This is a genomic window from Delftia sp. S65 (assembly GCF_016516495.1).
In the GTDB taxonomy this organism is placed as follows: Bacteria; Pseudomonadota; Gammaproteobacteria; order Burkholderiales; family Burkholderiaceae_C; genus Comamonas; species Comamonas acidovorans.
Map to the genome: position 1 here is coordinate 1 of NZ_JACVUR010000053.1, position 19,291 is coordinate 19,291.

Sequence of the window (19,291 nt, forward strand, 5' to 3'; positions counted from 1 at the left end):
CGCAGGGCGATGTGGAGGCGATGCTGGCAGGCATCTGGGAAGAGGTGCTGGAGCTGGATCGTGTGGGGCGCAGCGACAACTTCTTCATGCTGGGCGGCGATTCCATCCTGAGCCTGCAGATCGTGAGCCGGACGTACCGTGCCGGCTGGCGCATCACGCCCCGGCAATTGTTCGAGCGGCAGACGGTGGCCGAACTCGCGGCCGTGGCAGAACCTGCGGACCAGCGCGCGGCGGTGGCCGTGGCCACATCGGCCGGGCAGCGTGGCCGTCTGGTGGACTTTTTCGATGCACAGGTCCTGGCGGGCCTGCCGTTCGCCCAGGACGATGTGGAGGATGTCTATCCGCTCACCCCGACGCAGGAAGGCATGTTCTTCCATGCCATGGAGGCGCCGGGAACCGGTCTGTATGTCAATCAGCTCGGGGTGGACCTGTCCGGGGTCGATGCCGAGCGCCTGGCCCGCGCCTGGTCGGCCATGGTGCAGCGCCACGCCATGCTGCGCACGGCCTTTGTCTGGCAGGCTGGCATGCAGCGACCGCTGCAGGTGGTGCTGCGCCAGGCAACGGCAAAGTTCGTGCAGCATGACTGGCGTGGGCTTGATGATGCGGTCGAGCGCGCGGACCGCCTGGGCAGGGAGGAGTTGCGCAGGGAGACCGACTGGATGGCTCCGCCGCTGGTCCGCATCCACCTGATCCGCATCTCGGACACGGGCTTCCGGCTGCTGTGGACACAGCACCACATCCTCACGGACGGCTGGAGCGATTCCCGGCTCTGGGGGGAATGGCTGCAGAGCTATGCGGGCGAGCAACTGCCCGCCCAGCCTCCCGCCTACGGGGACTTCCTGCGCTGGCTGCAGCGGCAGGATGCCGAGGCTGCCAAGGCCTTCTGGCAAGGGGAGCTGGCCGGGCTTGAGGGGCCGGTTCTGCTGGCCGACCCCCAGCAGCGCACCGGCACCGACGGCTATGCCAAGCTTTTCACGCGCCTGGATGCGCAGCGGACAGCCGCCCTCGTGGGCCTGGCCCAGCGCGAGCGCGTGACCATGAACACCCTGGTGCAGGCCGTCTGGTCGCTGGTGTTGCAGCGGCAGGCCGGCAGCCGGCAGGTCGTCTTCGGCGCCACGGTGGCCGGCAGGCCTGCAAGCCTGGAGGGCGCCGAGCAGATGCTGGGCCTGTTCATCAACACCATTCCGATCGCCGTATCGGTGCGCGCTGGGCTGTCCATCGGCGAATACCTGCGCGCGGTGCAGTCCGGCAATCTCAGGGCGCGGGAATTCGAGCACTCGGCATTGGCCGACATACAGCGCTGGGCAGGATCTGCGGGCAGGCCCCTGTTCGACAGCATCATCGTTTTCGAGAACCATCCGATGGACCAGACCATGAAGCGCCTGGACCAGTTCGGGCTGGAATTCGGTGCCGTGGCCGGCAGCGGCCTGACCGGCTACGCCATGGATTTGCAGGTCACCGTGGGTGAGGTGCTGGAAATCGAATACTGCTACGCGCGCCAGTCCTTCGACGAGGCCCGTGTGGCGGACATGCGGCAGCTGGTCGAGCATTTGCTGCACCAACTGCTGGTTCTGGATGCGGACCAGCCCCTGGGGCAGCTGGGGTGGCTGGGCGCTTCGCAGCAGGCCGGCTTGCTGGCATTGGGCCGCTCCGAGTCGCAGGCTCCCCCGGGGCCGCGCAGCACGGCGCATGCGCTGATCGCGCAGCAGGCGAGCGCGCGGCCCGAGGCCATCGCCTTGAGGATGGGCGATGCGCACATGAGCTATGCACAGCTCGACGCCCAGGCCAATCGCCTGGCACGCCATCTGGTGGAGCTGGGGGTGGGGCCCGACAAGGTGGTCGGGGTGGCGCTGGAGCGCTCCATGGACATGGTGGTTGCCTTGCTGGCCGTGCTCAAGGCCGGTGGTGCCTACGTGCCGCTCGATATCGCCTATCCCTGCGACCGGCTGGCCTTCATGCTCCAGGACAGCGGGGCCATGCTTCTGGTCAGCCAGAGCAGCGTGCTGCCCCGGCTGGCCGCGCTGCACGTGCCGACACTGCGCATGGAAGACGTGCCCTATGGCCAGCTGGAGGCGCACGGCTTGGCGCCGCGCTGCGACGCCGATCATCTGGCCTACGTGATCTATACGTCAGGCTCCACCGGGCTTCCCAAGGGCGTGGCAGTGTCCCACGGCCCGTTGGCCATGCACTGCCTGGCCACGGCGCAAATCTATGGGATGACGCCCGCATCCTGCGAGCTGCACTTCATGTCCTTCTCGTTCGACGGTGCCCATGAGCGCTGGCTGACGCCCCTGTGCGTGGGAGCCAGCCTGGTGCTGAGGGACGGCGAACTCTGGACGGCCGAGCAGTCCTATCAGGCGCTGCAACGCCATGGCGTGACCACGGCGGCCTTCCCGCCTGCCTACCTTGGCGAGATCGCCGATTGGGCCGCGCCGCGCGACGATGTTCCCGAGGTAGAACTCTATGTCTTTGGCGGAGAGGCCATGCCCAAGGCAGCCTACGACAAGGTGTCCACCCATCTGCGGCCGCGCTGGCTGATCAACGGCTATGGACCCACGGAAACGGTGGTGACGCCGTTGATCTGGCGCACTGGCGGCGATCAACGCTTCGAGTGCGCCTATGCACCCATAGGCAGGCCCGTGGGCGAACGTTCCGTCTACGTGCTGGACGAGGACATGCAGCTGTTGCCGGCCGGCAGGGTGGGCGAGCTGTATATCGGAGGCTACGGTCTGGCGCGCGGCTATCTCGGGCGCAGTGCACTGACCGCCGAGCGGTTCATCGCCAATCCGTTCGATGCGCAGGGCGGGCGCCTGTACCGGACCGGCGACCTGGTGCGCTGGATGGATGACGGCAATATCGAGTACATAGGCCGTGCCGACCATCAGGTCAAGATCCGGGGCTTCCGCATCGAACTCGGCGAGGTGGAGAAGGCCGTGCGCGCGCTGGCCGGCGTTGCCGATGCCGCCGTGGTTGTGCAGGAGGCTGCCTCGGGCCGTCAACTGGTGGCCTATCTGGTGCTGGACGGCCTGGCAGCGGACAAACGTGCAGGTCCGCGCATACGCCAGCAGCTTTCCGAGCGCCTGCCGGACTACATGGTGCCGGCGCATTGCGTGCCGCTGCCCGCCCTGCCTCGTCTTGTCAGCGGCAAGCTGGACCGCCATGCACTGCCCCTGCCCGAGGCCGATGGTGCGAGAGCTTTCGTCCCGCCCTCGACGGACGAGGCCCGTGCGCTGGCCAAGGTATGGCAGGAGGTGCTGGGCGTGGACCGGGTGGGCGAGACCGACAACTTCTTCGAACTGGGCGGAGATTCGCTGCTCAGCCTGAAGATGCACGCCAAGGTGCGCAAGCTCGGCAACCGGCGGCTGGATTTCAAGCTGCGCGATCTGTTGCAACGGCCCACGATCGCCGGCCTGCTGGGTCTGGGCGCCGAACAGGAGACACGCGCTGCAGGCCTGATCGCTCTCAATGCCGTATGCGAGGGGGTGCCACCGCTTTTCTGCATCCATGCGGGCTTTGGAACCATCTTCGACTACCAGCCGCTGGCCAGGGTGCTCAACGGCGTGCGGACCGTGTATGCGATCGCCTGCCGCAGTCTGTCTGCGCCAGACCACCTGGACCATTCGCTGGAACAGATGGCCGATGACTACTGCCGCATGGTCCGCGCCGTTCAGCCCAGCGGGCCCTACCACCTGCTGGGATGGTCATTGGGCGGCAGCCTTGTGGCCTTGATGGCATCCCGGCTGGAGGCCCAGGCCCAGACGCTGGGACTGCTGGGACTGGTCGATCCCTTCGTTCCCGAGGCCGGGCAGACCTCGTCCGATGACTGGTGGCCGGATTTCCTGGCCTTTGTGGGCCATCTGCTTCCCCATGCAGATATCGATGATGTGGCCGAGGTCCACACCATCTCCCAGCCCAGCGCCGACCTTCTGGCGGGTCCTCTGGGACGCGCTGCGGCCCGAGCAGGCGCACAGCTGGCCGAAGGCAGCGTACCCATGGAGGGGGCTGATCTGGCCCAGACCTTCATGACGGCGCTTCATCTGAAGCGCCTGTCATTGCAGACCGAGAGGCTCAGGCCGGTGGCTGGCGCGGCGCAGCTGTGGTGGAGCGAGGGCCGCAATGCCAGCGACCGCACCAGGTTGCAGCAGCAACTGCAGCAGGACGATGTCCCGGGCGCGGAGATCGAGGCAGACCATTTCTCCATGCTGCGGGATGCCGGCCTGCTTGCGCAGTTGCTCGAACTGCTGGTCTGCGAGCTCGAGCCCGGATGATCCGGCGCAGCCCCTTGGCGTGGGTCGCTGCGCCAAGGGGCTGCTGCGGGGCCGCCGGGCTCGCTGTGGCCTCCCCTGGCTGCCGCCCAATCGTCCGGGCAGAGCGTTGGCCAGGTCTTTGAATCCCCGTGGGGCCTGGCCTTGAATCCGACCAATCTGGCGGACAAGACCTATGCTTGCGGCTGCACGCACGACTGCTTCTGCGGCGAGCCGCGCAGGGTCATGGGTACGGCCACCTCCCGGTGGCAGTCCGCCACCAGGCATGGGCCACGGCCGGAGCGATCCGGCCGTGGTCTTTTGGTTTTTGCAGGCGCCGAAGGCGCCGTTCAGGGAGTCTGCAGCTGCACGGCACCGCCGGCCTGCGGGCGCATCCTGCAGGGCCGGCCTCGCGGCAGTCCGTTCTACCAGCGATAGGTTGCCGTACCGATGACCCTGCGCGGTTCGCCGTAGAAGCAGCCGTAGGTGCAGTTGCCTATGTAGGTCTTGTCGGTGAGGTTGTTGACGTTCAGCGCAAGCCTCCAGGGGCCCGTGGTGTAGCTGACCATGGCGTCGAACAGCGTGAAGGCGGGCACGGGGTTGTTGGTCTGGCTGCGCGTGCTGCCCACGTAGCGCATGCCTGCGCCTATCTTCAGGCCCGGCAGGCCGAGGCTGCCGAAGTTGTAGTCGCCCCAGATCGAAAGCTGGTTGTAGGGCACGCCCGGTGAGCGCAGGCCTTCCTGTTCGGGCTGCAGGGGACTTGCCTTGATGGTGGCTGCCTCCGTATAGGCATAGGCCAGGATGAGGTTGGCATTGCGGCCCACGGCGGTGCGGGCCTCCAGCTCGAAGCCGCGCGAGCGGACCTCTCCCTGCTGGATGCTGTAGGTCAGGGTGGGATCTTGCGGATCGGCGACGAGCACGTTCTGGCGCGTCAGCTGGTAGACGGCGGCCGAGATCATCGTATTGGAGCCCTTGGGCTGGTAGCGCACGCCGGCCTCATACTGCTGGCCCGTGGTCGGCTTGAAGCGCGAGCCCAGGCGGTCCCGGCCCGAGGTCGGTTCGAAGGATTCGCTGTAGCTCAGGAAAGGAGCCCAGCCGTTATCGGCCAGGTAGACCAGGCCGGCACGGCCCGTGAAGGCGTGGTCCTTCTCGTTGTCCACGGATTTCGCGCCGGTGAAGAAGCTGCTCTCGTCGTAGCGGACGGAGTCATAGCGTCCGCCCACCAGGACCACCCACTTGTCGTTGATCTTCATCTGATCCTGGGCATAGAGGCCCATGCGTTTGGCCGTGCTCTTCCAGGAATACGGGTTCTGTGTGATCTCGGTGCCCATGGGGCTTCCATAGGCAGGGTTGTAGAGATCGATGTTGTCGATGCTGCGCGTGTAGCGCTCGCTTTCGTGGCGGGGTGCCGAATAATCGAAGCCCACCAGCATGGTGTGCCGCACGCTGCCAGTCTCGGCCTGGTATTCGAGCGAGGTATCGGAGACCACGGCGGAGGAGCGGTCCCACCGCGGTGCCACCCCCCTGTATGCCGTGGTGCGCTGGTCGGCTGCCAGGCCGGAGATCCAGATGGACGCGTATTCGTTGTCTGCCTTCATGTAGCGCAGGCTGTTCCTCAGCTTGACTCTGTCGTTGAAGGCGTGCTCGAACAGATAGCCGATGGAGAAGCGGTTCAGTTCGAACTTGTCGTAGCCTGGCTCTCCAACGAACAGGTTACGGGGTAACCGCCCGTTGATGTTGGGCAGGATGGTCCCTTCCTCGGGCAGGCCGTAAACATAGGCCGAACTGTCCTTCTGGTAATCGGCCAGGATGGTCAGCGAGGTCGCTGCATTGGGCTGCCACTTGAGCGCCGGCGCGATGAAGAGCCGGTCGTCGGGCGTGTAGTCCACGAAGGAATTGCTGTCGCGCTTGAGGAAGGTCAGCCGATAGGACCATTCACCGTCCTTGTCCAGCGGGCCGCCGAAGTCGCCGGAAACCTGTTTGCGGCTGAAGCTGCCGACTTCGACATTGAGCTCGTGCAGGGGGGTGGACGTCGGGCGCTTGCTCACCGTGTTGATGATGCCGCCGGGCGCGGCAGAACCGTAGAGCACCGATGCGGCGCCCTTGAGCAACTCGATGCGCTCCAGGCCGTAGGGCTCCTGCTGGCCGTTGAAGATGTTGACGGTGTACTTGGTGCCGTCGCGGTACTGGTTGCCGTTGCCGTCGAGCTGGAAGCCCCGCACGATCAGCGTGTCCGAAGTCCTGTCCAGGCCTTCGGAGCGGCTGACGCCGGCCACGTAACCGAGCGCGTCCTGCAGGTTCTGCGACTTGAGCACCTCGATTTCCTCGGCGCCGACGATGGAGATGGACTGCGGCGTTTCGATCAGGGGCGTATCCGTCTTGGTGCCCGTGGCGCTGCGTTTGGCCACATAGCCTTGCAAGGGGCCCGTCGGGCTTTCGCCCTCGTGCGCAGCCAGCACATTGACCACAGGCAGCGTGGTGCTGCCGCTCACCAAGCGCCGGATGGCGAAGCCTCCATTGGCCGTCCTGGATGCTTCCAGGGATGAGCCTGCCAGCATGTCCCTCAAGGCCTGCTCCACGCTGAGCTTGCCGGAAACGGCGCGGGAATTCAGCCCGGACACCAGGTCCCCGGCTGCAAACACCTGGGTCTGGGTCTGCCGGGAAAGCTCGTTGAGTGCCGTTGCCAGCGGCTGTGAGGGCACATGGATGTCGAAGGCCTGTGAAGGAGCCTGGGCGGCGGGTTGCGCGGCAGCGGGAAGAGCGCAGAGGGTGGTGGTGCCGAAGGCCGCGGCGAGCGCGGCGCTCAGCAGATGCTGTCTGGGCAGAGAACGCATGGTTGATGGTGTTCCGGGTGCATTGAATGAGAGCTATTCCTGAAGAGGCGCGGGCTCCCGTTCTTTCCCGGTTGCCACATGCCGCACTGCGAAGACGTATGGGCCGCCGAAACGAAGACAGTCTGTTGCAATTTTTTTGCACTGGCAGGCGCCCGAATGCCTGCCTGGAATGCTTTCAGAGCGCCTGCAACTGCACCCCGCCATCCGGCTGCGGGCGCACCCTCAGCGGCAGGATGGACGGCAGCACGGCCAGCAGGCCGGCCGAGTCATTGGCGCGAAAGCGCCCGGTCAGGCGCAGCGCGGCCACGCGCGCATCGGCGGCTTCGATGGGCTGGGTGCGGTAGGCGTTGACCGTGGCCAGGGCCTCGGCCAGCGGGGTGTTCTCGAAGACCAGCCAGCCCTCGCGCCAGGCGGACAGCGTGGCGGCATCGGCCTGGCGCACGGCCTCGGCCTGACCGTTGCGGATGTCCACGACCTGGCCGGGCAGCAGGTCCAGCGTTGCCGCCGCCGGGCCCGTCGCATCCTGCGCATCCCTGCCCAGCACGCGGACCCTGACATGGCCATGCTCCACGCCCACGGTGACGGGGCCGCCGCGGTCGCGCACGGTGAAGACCGTGCCCACGACCTCGATGCGCGCCTCGCGCGTGATGACCTCGAAGGGCCGGTCGGGATCGGGGGCCACGTCGAATCGCACTTCGCCCCGGGCCATGGACACGCTGCGGCGCTGGCGGTAGAGCGTCACGGCAATGGAGCTCTGGGGCGCTAGTTCCACCAGGCTGGCCTGCAGCGGCAGCTTGCCGTCGGCCAGCGTGATCTTGAGGATCTGCGAGTTGCGCGTGGCGTAGGCCGAGGTGTGGATGGGCTGCTGCCAGTACCAGTAGGCGCCCCGGCCCGCCAGCGCACCTGTGCCCAGCAGCCCGGCGAAGGACAGCAGCAGCTTGCGGCGCCGGACGGTCTGGGTGGAGCGCGAGGCTCTGTCGGCCAGCAGGGCGGTTTCCTGGAACTGCTCGCGCAGGCCGCCGGACATGCCGCCCAGCAGGTTCCAGCGCAGGTGCGCCTCGCGTGCGGCGGCATCGTGCCGGGCTGATTTCCCGCGCCATTCGCCCAGGGTCAGGCGGGCCTGGTCGGCCACCGGGTCGGGAGCGATTTCGCTTTGAACGATCAGCGTCAGCGCATGCTCGACCATGCGCTCGCTAGGTGCACTTGCCATGGAAAGGGGGAGTCAGGATGCGTCGTCGGTCAGTGTACTGTTGTCGAAATCCATGGCGCTGCCCAGCGCATGGTCCTCGAGCAGTTCGGAGCGCAGCTGGGCCAGCACGCGCGAGCAGTCCAGCGTGGCGCGCACCATGTGCTTGGCGACGGCCATTTCGGTGATGTTGAGCTGATCGGCGATTTCCGCGCGCGTGTAGCCATGGGCGCGAAAGAGGATGAAGACTTCGCGCCGGCGAGGCGGCAGGCCTTCCAGCGCCTGGACGACGCGGTTCAGGATCTGGCGCTGGGCGGCCAGGGTTTCGCTGGAGGGCGCACTGTGCTGCACCACCATTTGCTGGCGCGTCCATTCCTGGGCGGTCTTGCGCTTGCGCGCATCGTCGATGCACAGATTGCGTGCCACGCGAAACAGCAGGGCGCGTGGGGATTCGATGCCGGCGTCAGGCAGGGTTTCGGCCTTCTTGCCGCTGCGCAGGCCCAGGGCGTGCACATAGACCCGCTCGAAGCTCGATTGCGCGATGTCGGCCGCATAGTGCGGATCTCGGAGATCGCGCGTGAGCTGGCGGCGCAGATCGCCATAGTGAGCCACGAGTTCCTGGATCAGGTCACGCATCCGGATACCTGCCTTTCCGCAAGGGCGATGGGTTGGAACCCCTGGGTCCGTACAGAGAAGGGCCTACCAGATGCTGCAACCCCGGCCAGGGCCGGGGCGGTGCAGCAGCGGGTATGGGATTCAGCGGCGCAGGTGATTCAAATTCAAATGCAAATGGTTTGCATTCAAATTATGGCATGGGAGATCCCTGCGCCATCATGCCCTGTGCGATCTTTCAATCCTGCAGCGCCAGCTGTTCTGTGCGCGCAACATCGGGTCTTTGGGCTTGCGCTGCCAGCAGGGCTTCACCGATTTCGCCGGTGCGCACCGAAGTGACGGACAGCAGGGTGTCGCTGAGGCCGTGGGAGCCCTCGCAGGCGCCCTGCAGGAAGATGGCGGGGCGAAAGTCCGGCGTGGTGTGCACCTGGTAGTCGCGGCTCACGGAGAAGTCGCCCAGGTAGGGGGCCAGCGGGTCCAGCAGGGTCTTGTGGTGCTCGCGCGCATAGCCGGTGGCCAGCACCACCACGTCGTAGCGCGATGCATGGTCGATGCCGCTGTTGAGATCGCGCAGCCCCAGGTGGATGCCGTCGCCGGCCGCCCGCACGTCCTGCACCTCGTGGCGGCGCAGGAAGCGATGGCGCGTATCGCCGACGACCTTCTGTTCATAGAACACCTTGAAGATGCTCTCGATCAGCTCCAGGTCGGGACAGGCGTAGTTGGTGTGCCAGAACTCGCGCAGCAGGGCGCCGCGCTCGTCATGCGGGCGGCTGTAGACATGGTCCACGAAGTCGGCGTTGAAGATTTCGTTGACGAAGGGGCTGTCGTCCGAGGGGCGGATGGAGCGGGCGCGCATGACCAGGTCGATCTCGGCCGTGGCGTAGCGGCCGTGCAGGTCCATGAAGATTTCGGCGGCGCTTTGGCCCGCACCCACGACGGCGATGCGCAGCGGCCTGGCATGCTCGGCAATGCTGCGCAGGTAGGCGCTGGAGTGGAAGACGCGCGCATCGCCGCGCAGGGGCTTGAACTGCTCGGGAATGCTGGGCGTGCCGCCGATGCTCATGACCAGGTTCTGGCCCAGGCGCTCATGCACGTTGCCGGCCGCATCGCGCGAGCGCACGCGCAGCAGCTCCACCTTGCCGTCGCGTTTTTCAGGCAGCACCTCGATGACTTCCTGGCCGTAGACGCAGCGGTCCTCGAACTTGGAGGCGGCCCAGGCCAGGTAGTCGTTGAATTCGTGGCGGCTGGGAAAGAAGGTCTTGAGGTTGATGAAGTCCTGCAGCCGGCCCTTCTCGTGCAGGTAGTTGATGAAGGTGAAGCGGCTGGTGGGGTTGCGCAGCGTGGCCAGGTCCTTGAGGAAGGACACCTGCATGTGGGCCTGCTCCAGCAGCATGTCCCGGTGCCAGGCGAAGCGCGGCTGCTTTTCGATGAAGACGGGGTGAATGGCCCGCGCGGTGGCTTCGCGCTCCTTGAGGGCGATGGCCAGGGCAATGTTGGAGGGGCCGAAGCCGATGCCGATCAGCGGGTGGGTTTGCATGGAAGGTCCTTTCATTGGGTCGATGCGTCCAGTGCGTCCGGCGCGGCTGCGTCGGTCTGCGGTATCCACAAGGCGTCTGCGAAAAAGCGTTCCCTGAGAAGGACTCCCAGCACGGCGCGCTTGTGCGGGAAGTCGAATTCCTTGACCAGCGCATAGCCGCAGCGCGGCAGGCTTTTGCGCATCTTGCGGTTGTCGGCGCGCGGCTCCACGACGATGCGCTGCGTGCGGCAGTCGTCCAGAAAGAGGTAGTGCGACAGCGAGGGCAGCCAGGCCGTCAGGTAGGGTCTGCCGCGAAACCGTGCCTCCCCCACCAGCGCATGCCAGCCCCGGTCATGGTCGCCCGCGTCATAGAAGGGGGCGATGCGGTCTTCCTTGGCCCAGTAGGCCTCGAAGTAGCCGAAGGGCTCGGCGTCGAAGCAGCCGATGAGGCCGAGCGCATGCGGGTCGCCGGCCATGCGCTGCAGGTAGGCGCGGTGGTGGGCAAGGTCGCCGCTTTCCTCCCAGAAATGCGCGACGACCGGGTCGTTCATCCAGCGGTGGATGAGGGGCAGGTCGGCCTCGGGCTCCACGGTGCGAAAGCTCAGCGTGCGGCCCAGCCAGGGGATGAAGCGGCGGTAGACCTCGCCGCGCGGATTGTGCAGGCGCAAGGGGTGGCGCCGGCCTTCGCTGATCGTGTAGTGCAGCGCATAGGGTGGGCGCGGGCGGGGCAGCCACAGGGGCTGCTGCCACAGCACGCTTCTTGCCACGCACGGGGCCTGGCCCGGCTGCACTGTGGCAATGCTGTCGCGCAGGCCGGGCGGCAGCCGGGGCAGGGACAGCTCGATGGCTTGCGCATCGGGATGCAGGCCAAAGCCTGCCTGCAGCGCGGCCAGCAGTTCATCCGCTTCGGGCATGCCCGAGCAGGGGCCCAGCCATTGCAGCTGCATCAGGCCTGGCGCGGCCGTGGGCGACAGGTTCCAGAGACTGGGCTTGCCGGGCCTGCCGGCATCCACGGACCCCGAACGCTCCAGGCGCAGCCGCTGTCCATCGCCGAAGACGCTGATCGTCTCGGCGCCTGCATGGGCAAGGTAGCTGGCGCCGGAGGCGTCTGGTGACGGTGTAGCGGTGGCTTCGACTGGACGCACGTGGACTCTTTCAGATGGAGTGCCCCGCGTGCGGGACACGGGTCGGGGCTCGGGCAAGGGCACAAGGGACACAAGGGACACAAGGGACGCAAGGGACGCAAGGGACGCAAGGGACACAAGGCAGCCTCATGACCGGGATGACGCGCAGGCGCGGCAAATGTTCATGCCAGGGCCGGGCTGCGGGCCGCCTGGAAGGCATGGGCCAGTGCCTTGCAGAGCCGGTCGCGCAGCACCTCGGTCTCTTCGGTGAGGGCGCCCAGCCGCGCAAAGTCATGGACCATGCCGGCGTAGATCTGCAGGTCCACGGCCACGCCGGCGGCCTGCAGCCGCTCGGCATAGCGCTTTCCTTCGTCGATCAGCGGGTCGTACTCGGCCAGCACCATCAGCGTGGGGGCCAGCCGGCCCAGGTCGGATGCCTGCAGGGGGGCAAAGCGCCAGTCCTGCCGGTCCGCATCGCGGCGCAGGTATTGGCCGAACATCCAGGCCAGGGTGTCACCTTCCAGCAGATGGCCGGTGGCCAGGCGCGCATGCGAGTCACTGTCCTGCTGCGCTGCCGTGCAGGGGTAGAGCAGCAACTGCAGCAAGGGCTGGGGCATGCCCGCGTCGCGCGCGGCGACGCACAGGGCCGTGGCCAGCGTGCCCCCGACGCTGTCGCCGCCAATGGCCAGGCGCTGCGCGTCCAGGCCATGGCGGCCGCCGTGCGCCAGCAGCCAGGCCAGGGCGTCCTGTGCGTCGAGGAAGGCGGTGGGAAAGCGGTGCTCTGGCGCCAGCCGGTAGTCGATGGCCAGCACATTGCAGGGCGTGCCCAGCGCCAGGCTGCGGCACAGGCTGTCATGCGAGTCGAGCCCGCCCAGCACATAGCCGCCGCCGTGAAAGAACAGCAGGCAGGGCGCGGCTGTGTGTCCAGGGGCTGCGCGGTAGAGCCGGGCACGGATGCGCGCGCCGTCGCGCGTGGGCAGATCCAGGTCCTCGGTGGGCAGATCGTCGCCCGGCAGGTCCAGCGCCAGCGTGGCGTTGTCGTAGGCGGCGCGCGCCTGCGCTGCCGTCATCTGGCTCATGCGCGGGCGGCTGGATGCCTGGGCGTTGGCGAGTTCAAGAAATGCTTGCAGGTCGGGGTGGAGAGCCATGGCGTCCTTCGGGTGTGCGGCAGACAAAGCAAAGCGGGCCGGTGCAGGGCAGGGCGCCCGCGCTGCCCCTTCTTCGTGATGACGCAAGGCGGCGGAATTTGTTCATCGCCTGGGCGGTGAACATTTTTGGCGCACGCACGTCTTGCAGGGAGTAGGGAGTGCTCGCCGTGCGCCGCGCTCCAGGAAACGCCGGGCCGCGCCGGCATTGCAAGGTCATGCGCCCATGGGCGCCAGAGGAATCGCTTATGGAAAACGCCAGCCGACCGCCCTCCGAGGTACTGCGCCTGCTCAGGCCCTTCCTACCGTGGATGGCGCTGTCCGTGGTCACGGGCATTTGCGCGGGTGGGGCCACGGTGGCGCTGCTGGCGACCATCAACCAGGTGCTCAACCGCCCCGGTGGGCTGGCGGGCGGGCTGCTGCTGACCTTCATCGCCCTGTGTGCCACCGTGCTGGTGTGCCGGGCCACGTCCGACATGTCGGGCAATTTCGTGGGGCAGCGCCTGGTGGCGCAGCTGCGCAAGGAACTGGCCAGCAAGATCCTGGCTGCGCCCATCGATGCGCTGGAGCGCTACCGCACGCACCGCCTCATGCCCGTGCTCACGCAGGACGTGGACATGATCAGCGACGTGGCCTTCGTGCTGGCCTCCAACGTGATCGCCCTGGCCATTGCGCTGGGCTGCCTGGCCTATCTGGCCCTGCTGTCGCCGCCGCTGTTTGCCATGCTGGTGGTGGCGCTGGTGCTGGGCGTCAGCCTGCAGGCGCTGGCGCAGTCACGCGGCGTGTCGGGGTTCTGGAAGGCGCGCGATCACGAGGAAGTGCTGCACAAGGCCTACCGTGCCATCAGCGAAGGCGCCAAGGAGCTGCGCATGCACCGCGCGCGCCGGGGCCGCATCTTCGACGGGCAGATTGGCTCTACCGTGGATGCCATCCGCCGCATCAACAGCCGCGCCATCAACACCTATGTGCTGGCCTCGGCCTTCGGTTCGGCGCTGTTCTTTCTGTTGATCGCCCTCATCCTGGGCTGGGCCGCGCTGCGCACCACCGAGCCCGTGGTGCTCAGCGGCTTCGTGCTGGTGCTGCTGTTCCTCAAGGGCCCCATGGACCAGATCGCAGGCGCGCTGCCCAACCTGGGCCGTGCCAAGGTGGCGCTGCAGCGCATTGCCGATCTGTCGGCGCGCTTTGCCAGCCCGGAGCCGCACCTGCACCTGGACAGCCCGCCCGGCGAGGTCCGCCTGGACCACAGCCTGGAGCTGCGGGGCGTGCGCTATGCCTTCGATGCGCCCGAAGGCGGCAAGGCCTTCGAGATCGGCCCCATCGACCTGAAGCTGGGCAAGGGCGAACTGGTCTTTGTGGTGGGCGACAACGGCTCGGGCAAGACCACGCTGATCAAGCTGCTGCTGGGCCTGTATGCGCCCCAGCGGGGCGAGATCCTGCATGACGGCCAGCCGGTCACGGCCCTGGCGCGCGACGACTACCGCCAGCTGTTCACCACGGTGTTCTCGGACTTCTACCTGTTCGAGGACCTGGTGGCCGGCGGCGAAGAGGGCCAGGCCGCCGCGCTGCCCGAGGCCGCGCTGCCCTACCTGCAGCGGCTGGAGATCGCCCACAAGGTCAGTGTGCGCAACGGCAGCTTCAGCACCATCGACCTGTCCACCGGCCAGCGCAAGCGCCTGGCCCTGGTCCACGCCTATCTGGAGGGCCGGCCCGTGCTGGTCTTCGACGAATGGGCGGCCGACCAGGACCCGAGCTTCCGCCACCTGTTCTACACCGAGCTGCTGCCCGAGCTGCGCGCCAGGGGCCACCTGCTGGTGGTCATCTCCCATGACGATCGCTACTTCCACCTGGCCGACCGCATCGTGCGCATGGAGGCCGGCCGCATGGTCCTGCCGCAAGACGGGGCGCAGCCGGTGGCGGCCAGCCCGGCCGGACTGGCCAGTCAAGGCGCGTTGGCCGACATCTGAATTCCTGCTGAATCCACGAACATGGCAAAGACAAAACTCGTCTACATCTGGTCCCTGAGAAACGCCGCCGCCGACCAGGCCGGCCAGCACATCGCCTACAAGGGCGCAACGCGCTACATGAAGTCGCCGCTCGAATACCTGGGCGAGTTGCTGGACACCAGCCCGCTGGGCGATATCTACAGCCTGGAGGCCGTGATCCACGACGACGACGAGGCCTCGCCGCGCGACCGGGAAAAAATCGGCGACTACGGCTTCAGCTACCAGCCGGGCGGTCGCTGGTTCTATCCGCCGGACCTGCGCATCCAGGGGCGCAGGGTCAATGACCTGCTCATGGCCGTGCCGTCCTCCTACCGGCGCCTGCCGCTGAACGATCCGCAGCGCGCCGCGGGCAAGCAGATGTTCGAGGCGCAACTGCAGGACAGGCTGGTGCAGCTGGGTGCCGAGTGGGTGGTGCTGGACGGCCTGCTCGTCATCCTGGACCGGCTAGTGCGGCCCGGGGCCCTGTTCCACCGCAGGATCGCCAACATCCACCCCGGCATCACGCGCCTGGAGTCACCCTATGAACGCCGGGGCGCATGCGCCACGCTGGACGCGCTGCATGGCGCGCAGGGCTACAAGATCGTGGACTGGAAGACCATGGAACAGCGCCCGGTCCCGCCCCTGTTCAAGACCGGCGCATCCTTTCACTACGTGGACAACGGCATCGACTCCGGCGAAGTCATCGCCGACGTGCTGGGCACCGACATCGATCCCCAAGACACGATTCTTGAGCTGCGCTGGAACAACTTCCAGCACAGCCTGTTCCCTGCATTGCGAAAGGGGCTGGAGATGATGGCCAAAGAGCCTGCACGCACCATGGCCTGACAACGCGCGTATCTCCAAGAACGGCGCGGCCCAACGCGAGGGACACCGAGCAAGGGCCTATGCCGGCCGCGCCGCCCCGCCGCTAGGGTGTCGTCCCCCTCCCGCGCGAAGCGCGTAGAGAGGGGGAAGCGGCCCAGCCGCTCAGGGGGTGCTTCACCTCGGCGCCAGACGAATGGCCCCATCCAGCCGGATCACCTCGCCATTGAGCATGTCGTTGTCCAGAATGTGGCGCACCAGCTTGGCATAGTCCTGGGGCGTGCCCAGGCGGCTGGGGAAGGGCACGCCGGCGGCCAGCGCGTCCTGCACTTCCTGCGGCATGCCGAACAGCATGGGCGTGCCGAAGATGCCGGGGGCAATCGTCATGTTGCGGATGCCGTTGCGCGCCAGGTCGCGCGCAATGGGCAGCGTCATGCCGACCACGCCGCCCTTGGACGCCGCATACGCCGCCTGGCCGATCTGGCCGTCGTAGGCGGCCACGCTGGCCGTGGAGATCAGCACGCCGCGCTCGCCCGTGCTCTCGGGCTCGTTGGCCGACATGGCGGTGGCGGCCAGGCGGATCATGTTGAAGCTGCCGATCAGGTTGACCGTGATGGTCTTGGAGAACAGCGCCAGGTTGTGCGCGCCGTTCTTGCCCACGGTCTTCTCGGCGGGCGCAATGCCTGCGCAGTTGACCAGGCCTGCCAGCTTGCCCAGGCTCACGGCCTTGTCCACCACGGCCTGGCCATCGGCTTCCTGGCTCACGTCACATTTGACGAAGACACCACCGATCTCGCGCGCCACGGCCTCGCCCTTGTCCGCCTGCATGTCGGCAATCACCACCTTGCCGCCCTCGGCCGCCAGCATGCGCGCCGTGCCTTCGCCCAGCCCGGAGGCGCCGCCCGTGACGATGAATACCCGGTCCTTGATCTGCATGGAATGTCTCCTTGGTTATCTGACGTTGACGTAAACGTAACTCTCAAATTATGCATGCAGCCCCGGCTGCAGCCATGTCGCGCCCAAGAAAAAGCCCGGCAGTGCCGGGCTGGTGATGGGCGCGATGGGGGTTACTGGAACCCGGCGCGGTCCAGCATTTGCTGGACCTTGGTCATGTTCTTGCCCACGGCCGTGATCGGGATGGTCTCGCTCTTGAAGGGCTTGCCGCCGGTCATTTCCTTGAGTGCGGGGTTGTCCAGTTCCACGCCCTTGGCTGCGGGCCACTCGTTGTTGCCGTTGGCAAAGTAGTTCTGGGCGGCGGGGCTGGCCAGGTACTCCAGGAACTTGACGGCGTTGTCCTTGTTCTTGGCATGGCGTGCCACGGCGCCGCCTGCGATGTTCAGGTGCGTGCCCCAGCTGGACTGGTTGGGGAAGACCACGCCGATCTTGCCGACCACGGCCTGGTCCTCAGGCTTGCCCGAGCGCATCATGCGCGCCAGGTAGTAGCTGTTGGTCACGCCGATGGTGCATTCGCCCGAGGCCACGGCCTTGATCTGGTCGGTGTCGCCACCCTTGGGCGGGCGGGCCAGGTTGGCCTTCATGCCCTGGATCCAGCCTTCGGCCTTCTGGTCGCCCATGTGCTCGACCACGGTGCCGAACAGGCTCAGGTTGTAGGGGTGCGAGCCCGAGCGGATGCACAACTGGCCCTTGAACTTGGGGTCGGCCAGCGATTCGTAGTTCTGCACGTCGGCGGGCTGGACCTTGGCCTTGTTGTAGACGATGACGCGGGCGCGTGTGGACAGGCCGAACCAGCTGATGCCATCGGCCGTGGGCTGGGCGCGCAGGTTGGAGGGGATGGCGTCTTCCAGCAGCTTGGAGTGGATGGGCTGGAACAGGCCGTCGACCTCGCCGCGGTACAGGCGTGCGGCATCGACCAGCAGGATCACATCGGCCGGCGAGGCCTGGCCCTCGGCCTTCAGGCGCGCAATGATGCCAGCGTCGTCGCCGTCCACGCGGTTGATCTTGATGCCGGTGGCCTTGGTGAAGCCGTTGTACAGCTCCTCGTCCGTGGAGTAGTGGCGCGCGGAGTAGAGGTTGACGACCTGGGAGTCGGCAATGGCTGTGCCGGCAGCCACCAGGGCGCAAGCGGCAAACAGGGCTTTCAGGGATTTCGACATGAAGACAGGCCTCTCTTTGTTGGCAAAGCGCGATGATAGGTCAAACGCGAATTGTTCTTAATAAAGGGTGGGGCCCGTCTAAGGGCTTGTGCGCGGTGGTCCCTGGTGGGCCGTGAGCCAAGGCGCGCGAAAAAGCGCACGAAAAAAAACCCAGTCCAAAGACTGGGTTTGAAAGGATCCAGAAACGGGGGTTTCAAGAGGATCCAAGGAGACAACTGGTCAGGTCTTTCGACCCGGGATGCGTGCAATTATGCGGGTAATCACTGATTCTTGCACGCAGCCCCGTTGTAAGACAGCGTGATCAACGCTTGCGGGTCTGGGCCGACTGGACGGCTTCGTTGGCGGTGTTGGTCACGGCCGTGAAGTTGGCTTCCGCCAGGTCCGAAGCCTGCTTGACGGCCTTTTGCACCGACTCGAAGGCATTGTTGGCAGCCGACACGGCGCTCTTCATCACGGCAACGGCGGTTTCGGAACCGGCGGGTGCGTTCTTGGCCGTGGTGTCCACCAGGGCGCTGAAGTTCTTTTGCAGGTCGGAAGCCTGGCTTTCGAAGGTCTTGGCCAGTTCGGCGCCGGTGCCGCTGGCGATGTCGTACAGGTGACGGCTGTAGGCAGCGGTCTTTTCAGCCAGGGGCTGGAACAGGTTGGCTTGCAGCGACAGCAGTTCCTGTGCGTCCTTGACGCTCAGGACAGCCTGGGTGTGCTGGGCAGCTTCGGTCAGTGCGGCGCGCGAGGCGGTCACGTTCAGTTCCACCAGCTTTTCAACGCCTTCGAAGGCCTTGCTCGTCAGGCCGAACAGGGTTTCCAGGTTGGCCTTTTGTGCGCTCAGGATTTGGTCAGGGGTCAAGCTCATGTCAGTCTCCAGAAAAACGGACCACGGGGGTCTCGGGTTACGGGGAATTGCCTGCGCTGACCTGACTGAGTGTCATGTTGCAGTGCAGCATGGGTCTTATTGTAGGGATTGCAAAAAAGGAATCAAGTACCTGATGCTGCGGTGCAGCAAAAAAATCCGGAAAGCTGTGGATTTTTTGTAAGTCTTTGATTTTGAATTGGTTTTATGTCGGTTTGACGACATTTTTCAGTTGGCATGCTTACTCGCTTGGCGAGTGATTGGCCGCAGTGCGCGTCGTGATGGCGACAGTGGCCGGGGACAGGGCGCATTCGGCCAGCGGCACAATGGCCGCCATGAATGAATCGCCCCCGAGCCGCCCCGCGCCGCAGCCCCGTTCGGCCTATGCGGCATTCCGACGCATCAGCACGCGCTGGTCGGACAACGATGTCTACGGGCACGTCAACAACGTCGTCTATTACAGCTGGTTCGATACGGCGGTGAATGCCCATCTGATAGAGCAGGGCGCGCTGGACATTCATGCGGGCGAGACGATAGGACTGGTCATAGAGACCCAATGCAATTACTTCGCCCCGCTGGCCTTTCCGCAGGAGGTGGAGGCCGGCATCCGCGTGGCCCGCATCGGCGGCTCCAGCGTGCGCTACGAGGTGGGGCTGTTTGCGCAGGGTGAGCCGCTGTCGGCCGCAGCCGGGCATTTCGTCCATGTCTATGTGGACCGGCAGACGCGCCGGCCTGCCCAGATTCCGCAGGCGCTGCGCCGGGTGCTGGAGCCGCTGCTGCGCGGTTGATGGCGTTCGGGGCGCATGCAAGGCGCCCGCTCGCAGCGCGGCGGCGTGTGGATGGCCTACACTCGAAAGCTGTCTGC

The 19,291-nt window shown here is 66.4% G+C and carries 13 protein-coding genes; 4 read left to right on the plus strand and 9 right to left on the minus strand.

What is annotated here, in order from left to right; translation table 11 throughout:
- Positions 1-4,268 (plus strand): non-ribosomal peptide synthetase (locus tag IAE24_RS26695; protein ID WP_199962159.1); only part of this gene is annotated, 4,268 nt, incomplete at its 5' end.
- Between the two features lie 401 nt (positions 4,269-4,669).
- Here the strand turns inward: IAE24_RS26695 and IAE24_RS26700 are convergent.
- The 6 genes from IAE24_RS26700 to IAE24_RS26725 form a co-directional block, all read right to left on the minus strand.
- Positions 4,670-7,078 carry a TonB-dependent siderophore receptor gene (locus tag IAE24_RS26700; protein WP_199962161.1) on the minus strand — a complete coding sequence of 803 codons (2,409 nt, stop codon included), beginning with the start codon at positions 7,076-7,078 and terminating at the stop codon, positions 4,670-4,672.
- A gap of 175 nt (positions 7,079-7,253) precedes the next feature.
- Entirely contained in the window at positions 7,254-8,288 is a 1,035-nt protein-coding gene (locus IAE24_RS26705) for a FecR family protein (RefSeq protein ID WP_199962162.1), read from the minus strand.
- A gap of 12 nt (positions 8,289-8,300) precedes the next feature.
- Positions 8,301-8,900 carry an RNA polymerase sigma factor gene (locus IAE24_RS26710; protein WP_199962164.1) on the minus strand — a complete coding sequence of 200 codons (600 nt, stop codon included), beginning with the start codon at positions 8,898-8,900 and terminating at the stop codon, positions 8,301-8,303.
- Between the two features lie 214 nt (positions 8,901-9,114).
- Complete coding sequence (locus tag IAE24_RS26715) at positions 9,115-10,413, minus strand: lysine N(6)-hydroxylase/L-ornithine N(5)-oxygenase family protein (protein WP_043825897.1); 1,299 nt, start codon at positions 10,411-10,413, stop codon at positions 9,115-9,117.
- Positions 10,414-10,424: 11 nt separating this feature from the next.
- Positions 10,425-11,537, minus strand: coding sequence for a GNAT family N-acetyltransferase (locus IAE24_RS26720; protein WP_199962166.1), 1,113 nt, complete (start codon positions 11,535-11,537; stop codon positions 10,425-10,427).
- Positions 11,538-11,698: 161 nt separating this feature from the next.
- Entirely contained in the window at positions 11,699-12,664 is a 966-nt protein-coding gene (locus IAE24_RS26725; protein ID WP_199962168.1) for an alpha/beta hydrolase, read from the minus strand.
- A 245-nt stretch (positions 12,665-12,909) separates the two neighbouring features.
- Here IAE24_RS26725 and IAE24_RS26730 point away from each other — a divergent pair, with 245 nt between their 5' ends.
- Positions 12,910-14,625, plus strand: coding sequence for a cyclic peptide export ABC transporter (locus IAE24_RS26730; protein WP_199962170.1), 1,716 nt, complete (start codon positions 12,910-12,912; stop codon positions 14,623-14,625).
- Between the two features lie 21 nt (positions 14,626-14,646).
- Positions 14,647-15,489: a N(5)-hydroxyornithine transformylase PvdF gene (locus tag IAE24_RS26735; protein WP_199962172.1), complete on the plus strand. Its 843-nt coding sequence runs from the start codon at positions 14,647-14,649 to the stop codon at positions 15,487-15,489.
- 153 nt (positions 15,490-15,642) lie between these two features.
- On the opposite strand, the gene IAE24_RS26740 is transcribed toward IAE24_RS26735, so the two are convergent.
- The 3 genes from IAE24_RS26740 to IAE24_RS26750 all read right to left on the minus strand — a co-directional run bounded on the left by IAE24_RS26740 (position 15,643) and on the right by IAE24_RS26750 (position 18,429).
- Positions 15,643-16,401, minus strand: a complete 759-nt coding sequence (locus IAE24_RS26740) for a 3-hydroxyacyl-CoA dehydrogenase (RefSeq protein ID WP_034394989.1) — start codon at positions 16,399-16,401, stop codon at positions 15,643-15,645.
- 131 nt (positions 16,402-16,532) lie between these two features.
- Positions 16,533-17,579 (minus strand): Fe(3+) ABC transporter substrate-binding protein, encoded by a 1,047-nt coding sequence (locus IAE24_RS26745; protein ID WP_012206542.1) that lies wholly within the window; start codon positions 17,577-17,579, stop codon positions 16,533-16,535.
- Between the two features lie 301 nt (positions 17,580-17,880).
- On the minus strand, positions 17,881-18,429 hold the full coding sequence (locus tag IAE24_RS26750) for a phasin family protein (RefSeq protein ID WP_013801612.1): 549 nt from the start codon (positions 18,427-18,429) through the stop codon (positions 17,881-17,883).
- Between the two features lie 323 nt (positions 18,430-18,752).
- On the opposite strand from IAE24_RS26750, the gene IAE24_RS26755 reads away from it, so the two are divergent.
- On the plus strand, positions 18,753-19,214 hold the full coding sequence (locus tag IAE24_RS26755; protein WP_034394994.1) for an acyl-CoA thioesterase: 462 nt from the start codon (positions 18,753-18,755) through the stop codon (positions 19,212-19,214).
- The last annotated feature ends 77 nt before the right edge of the window (positions 19,215-19,291 follow it).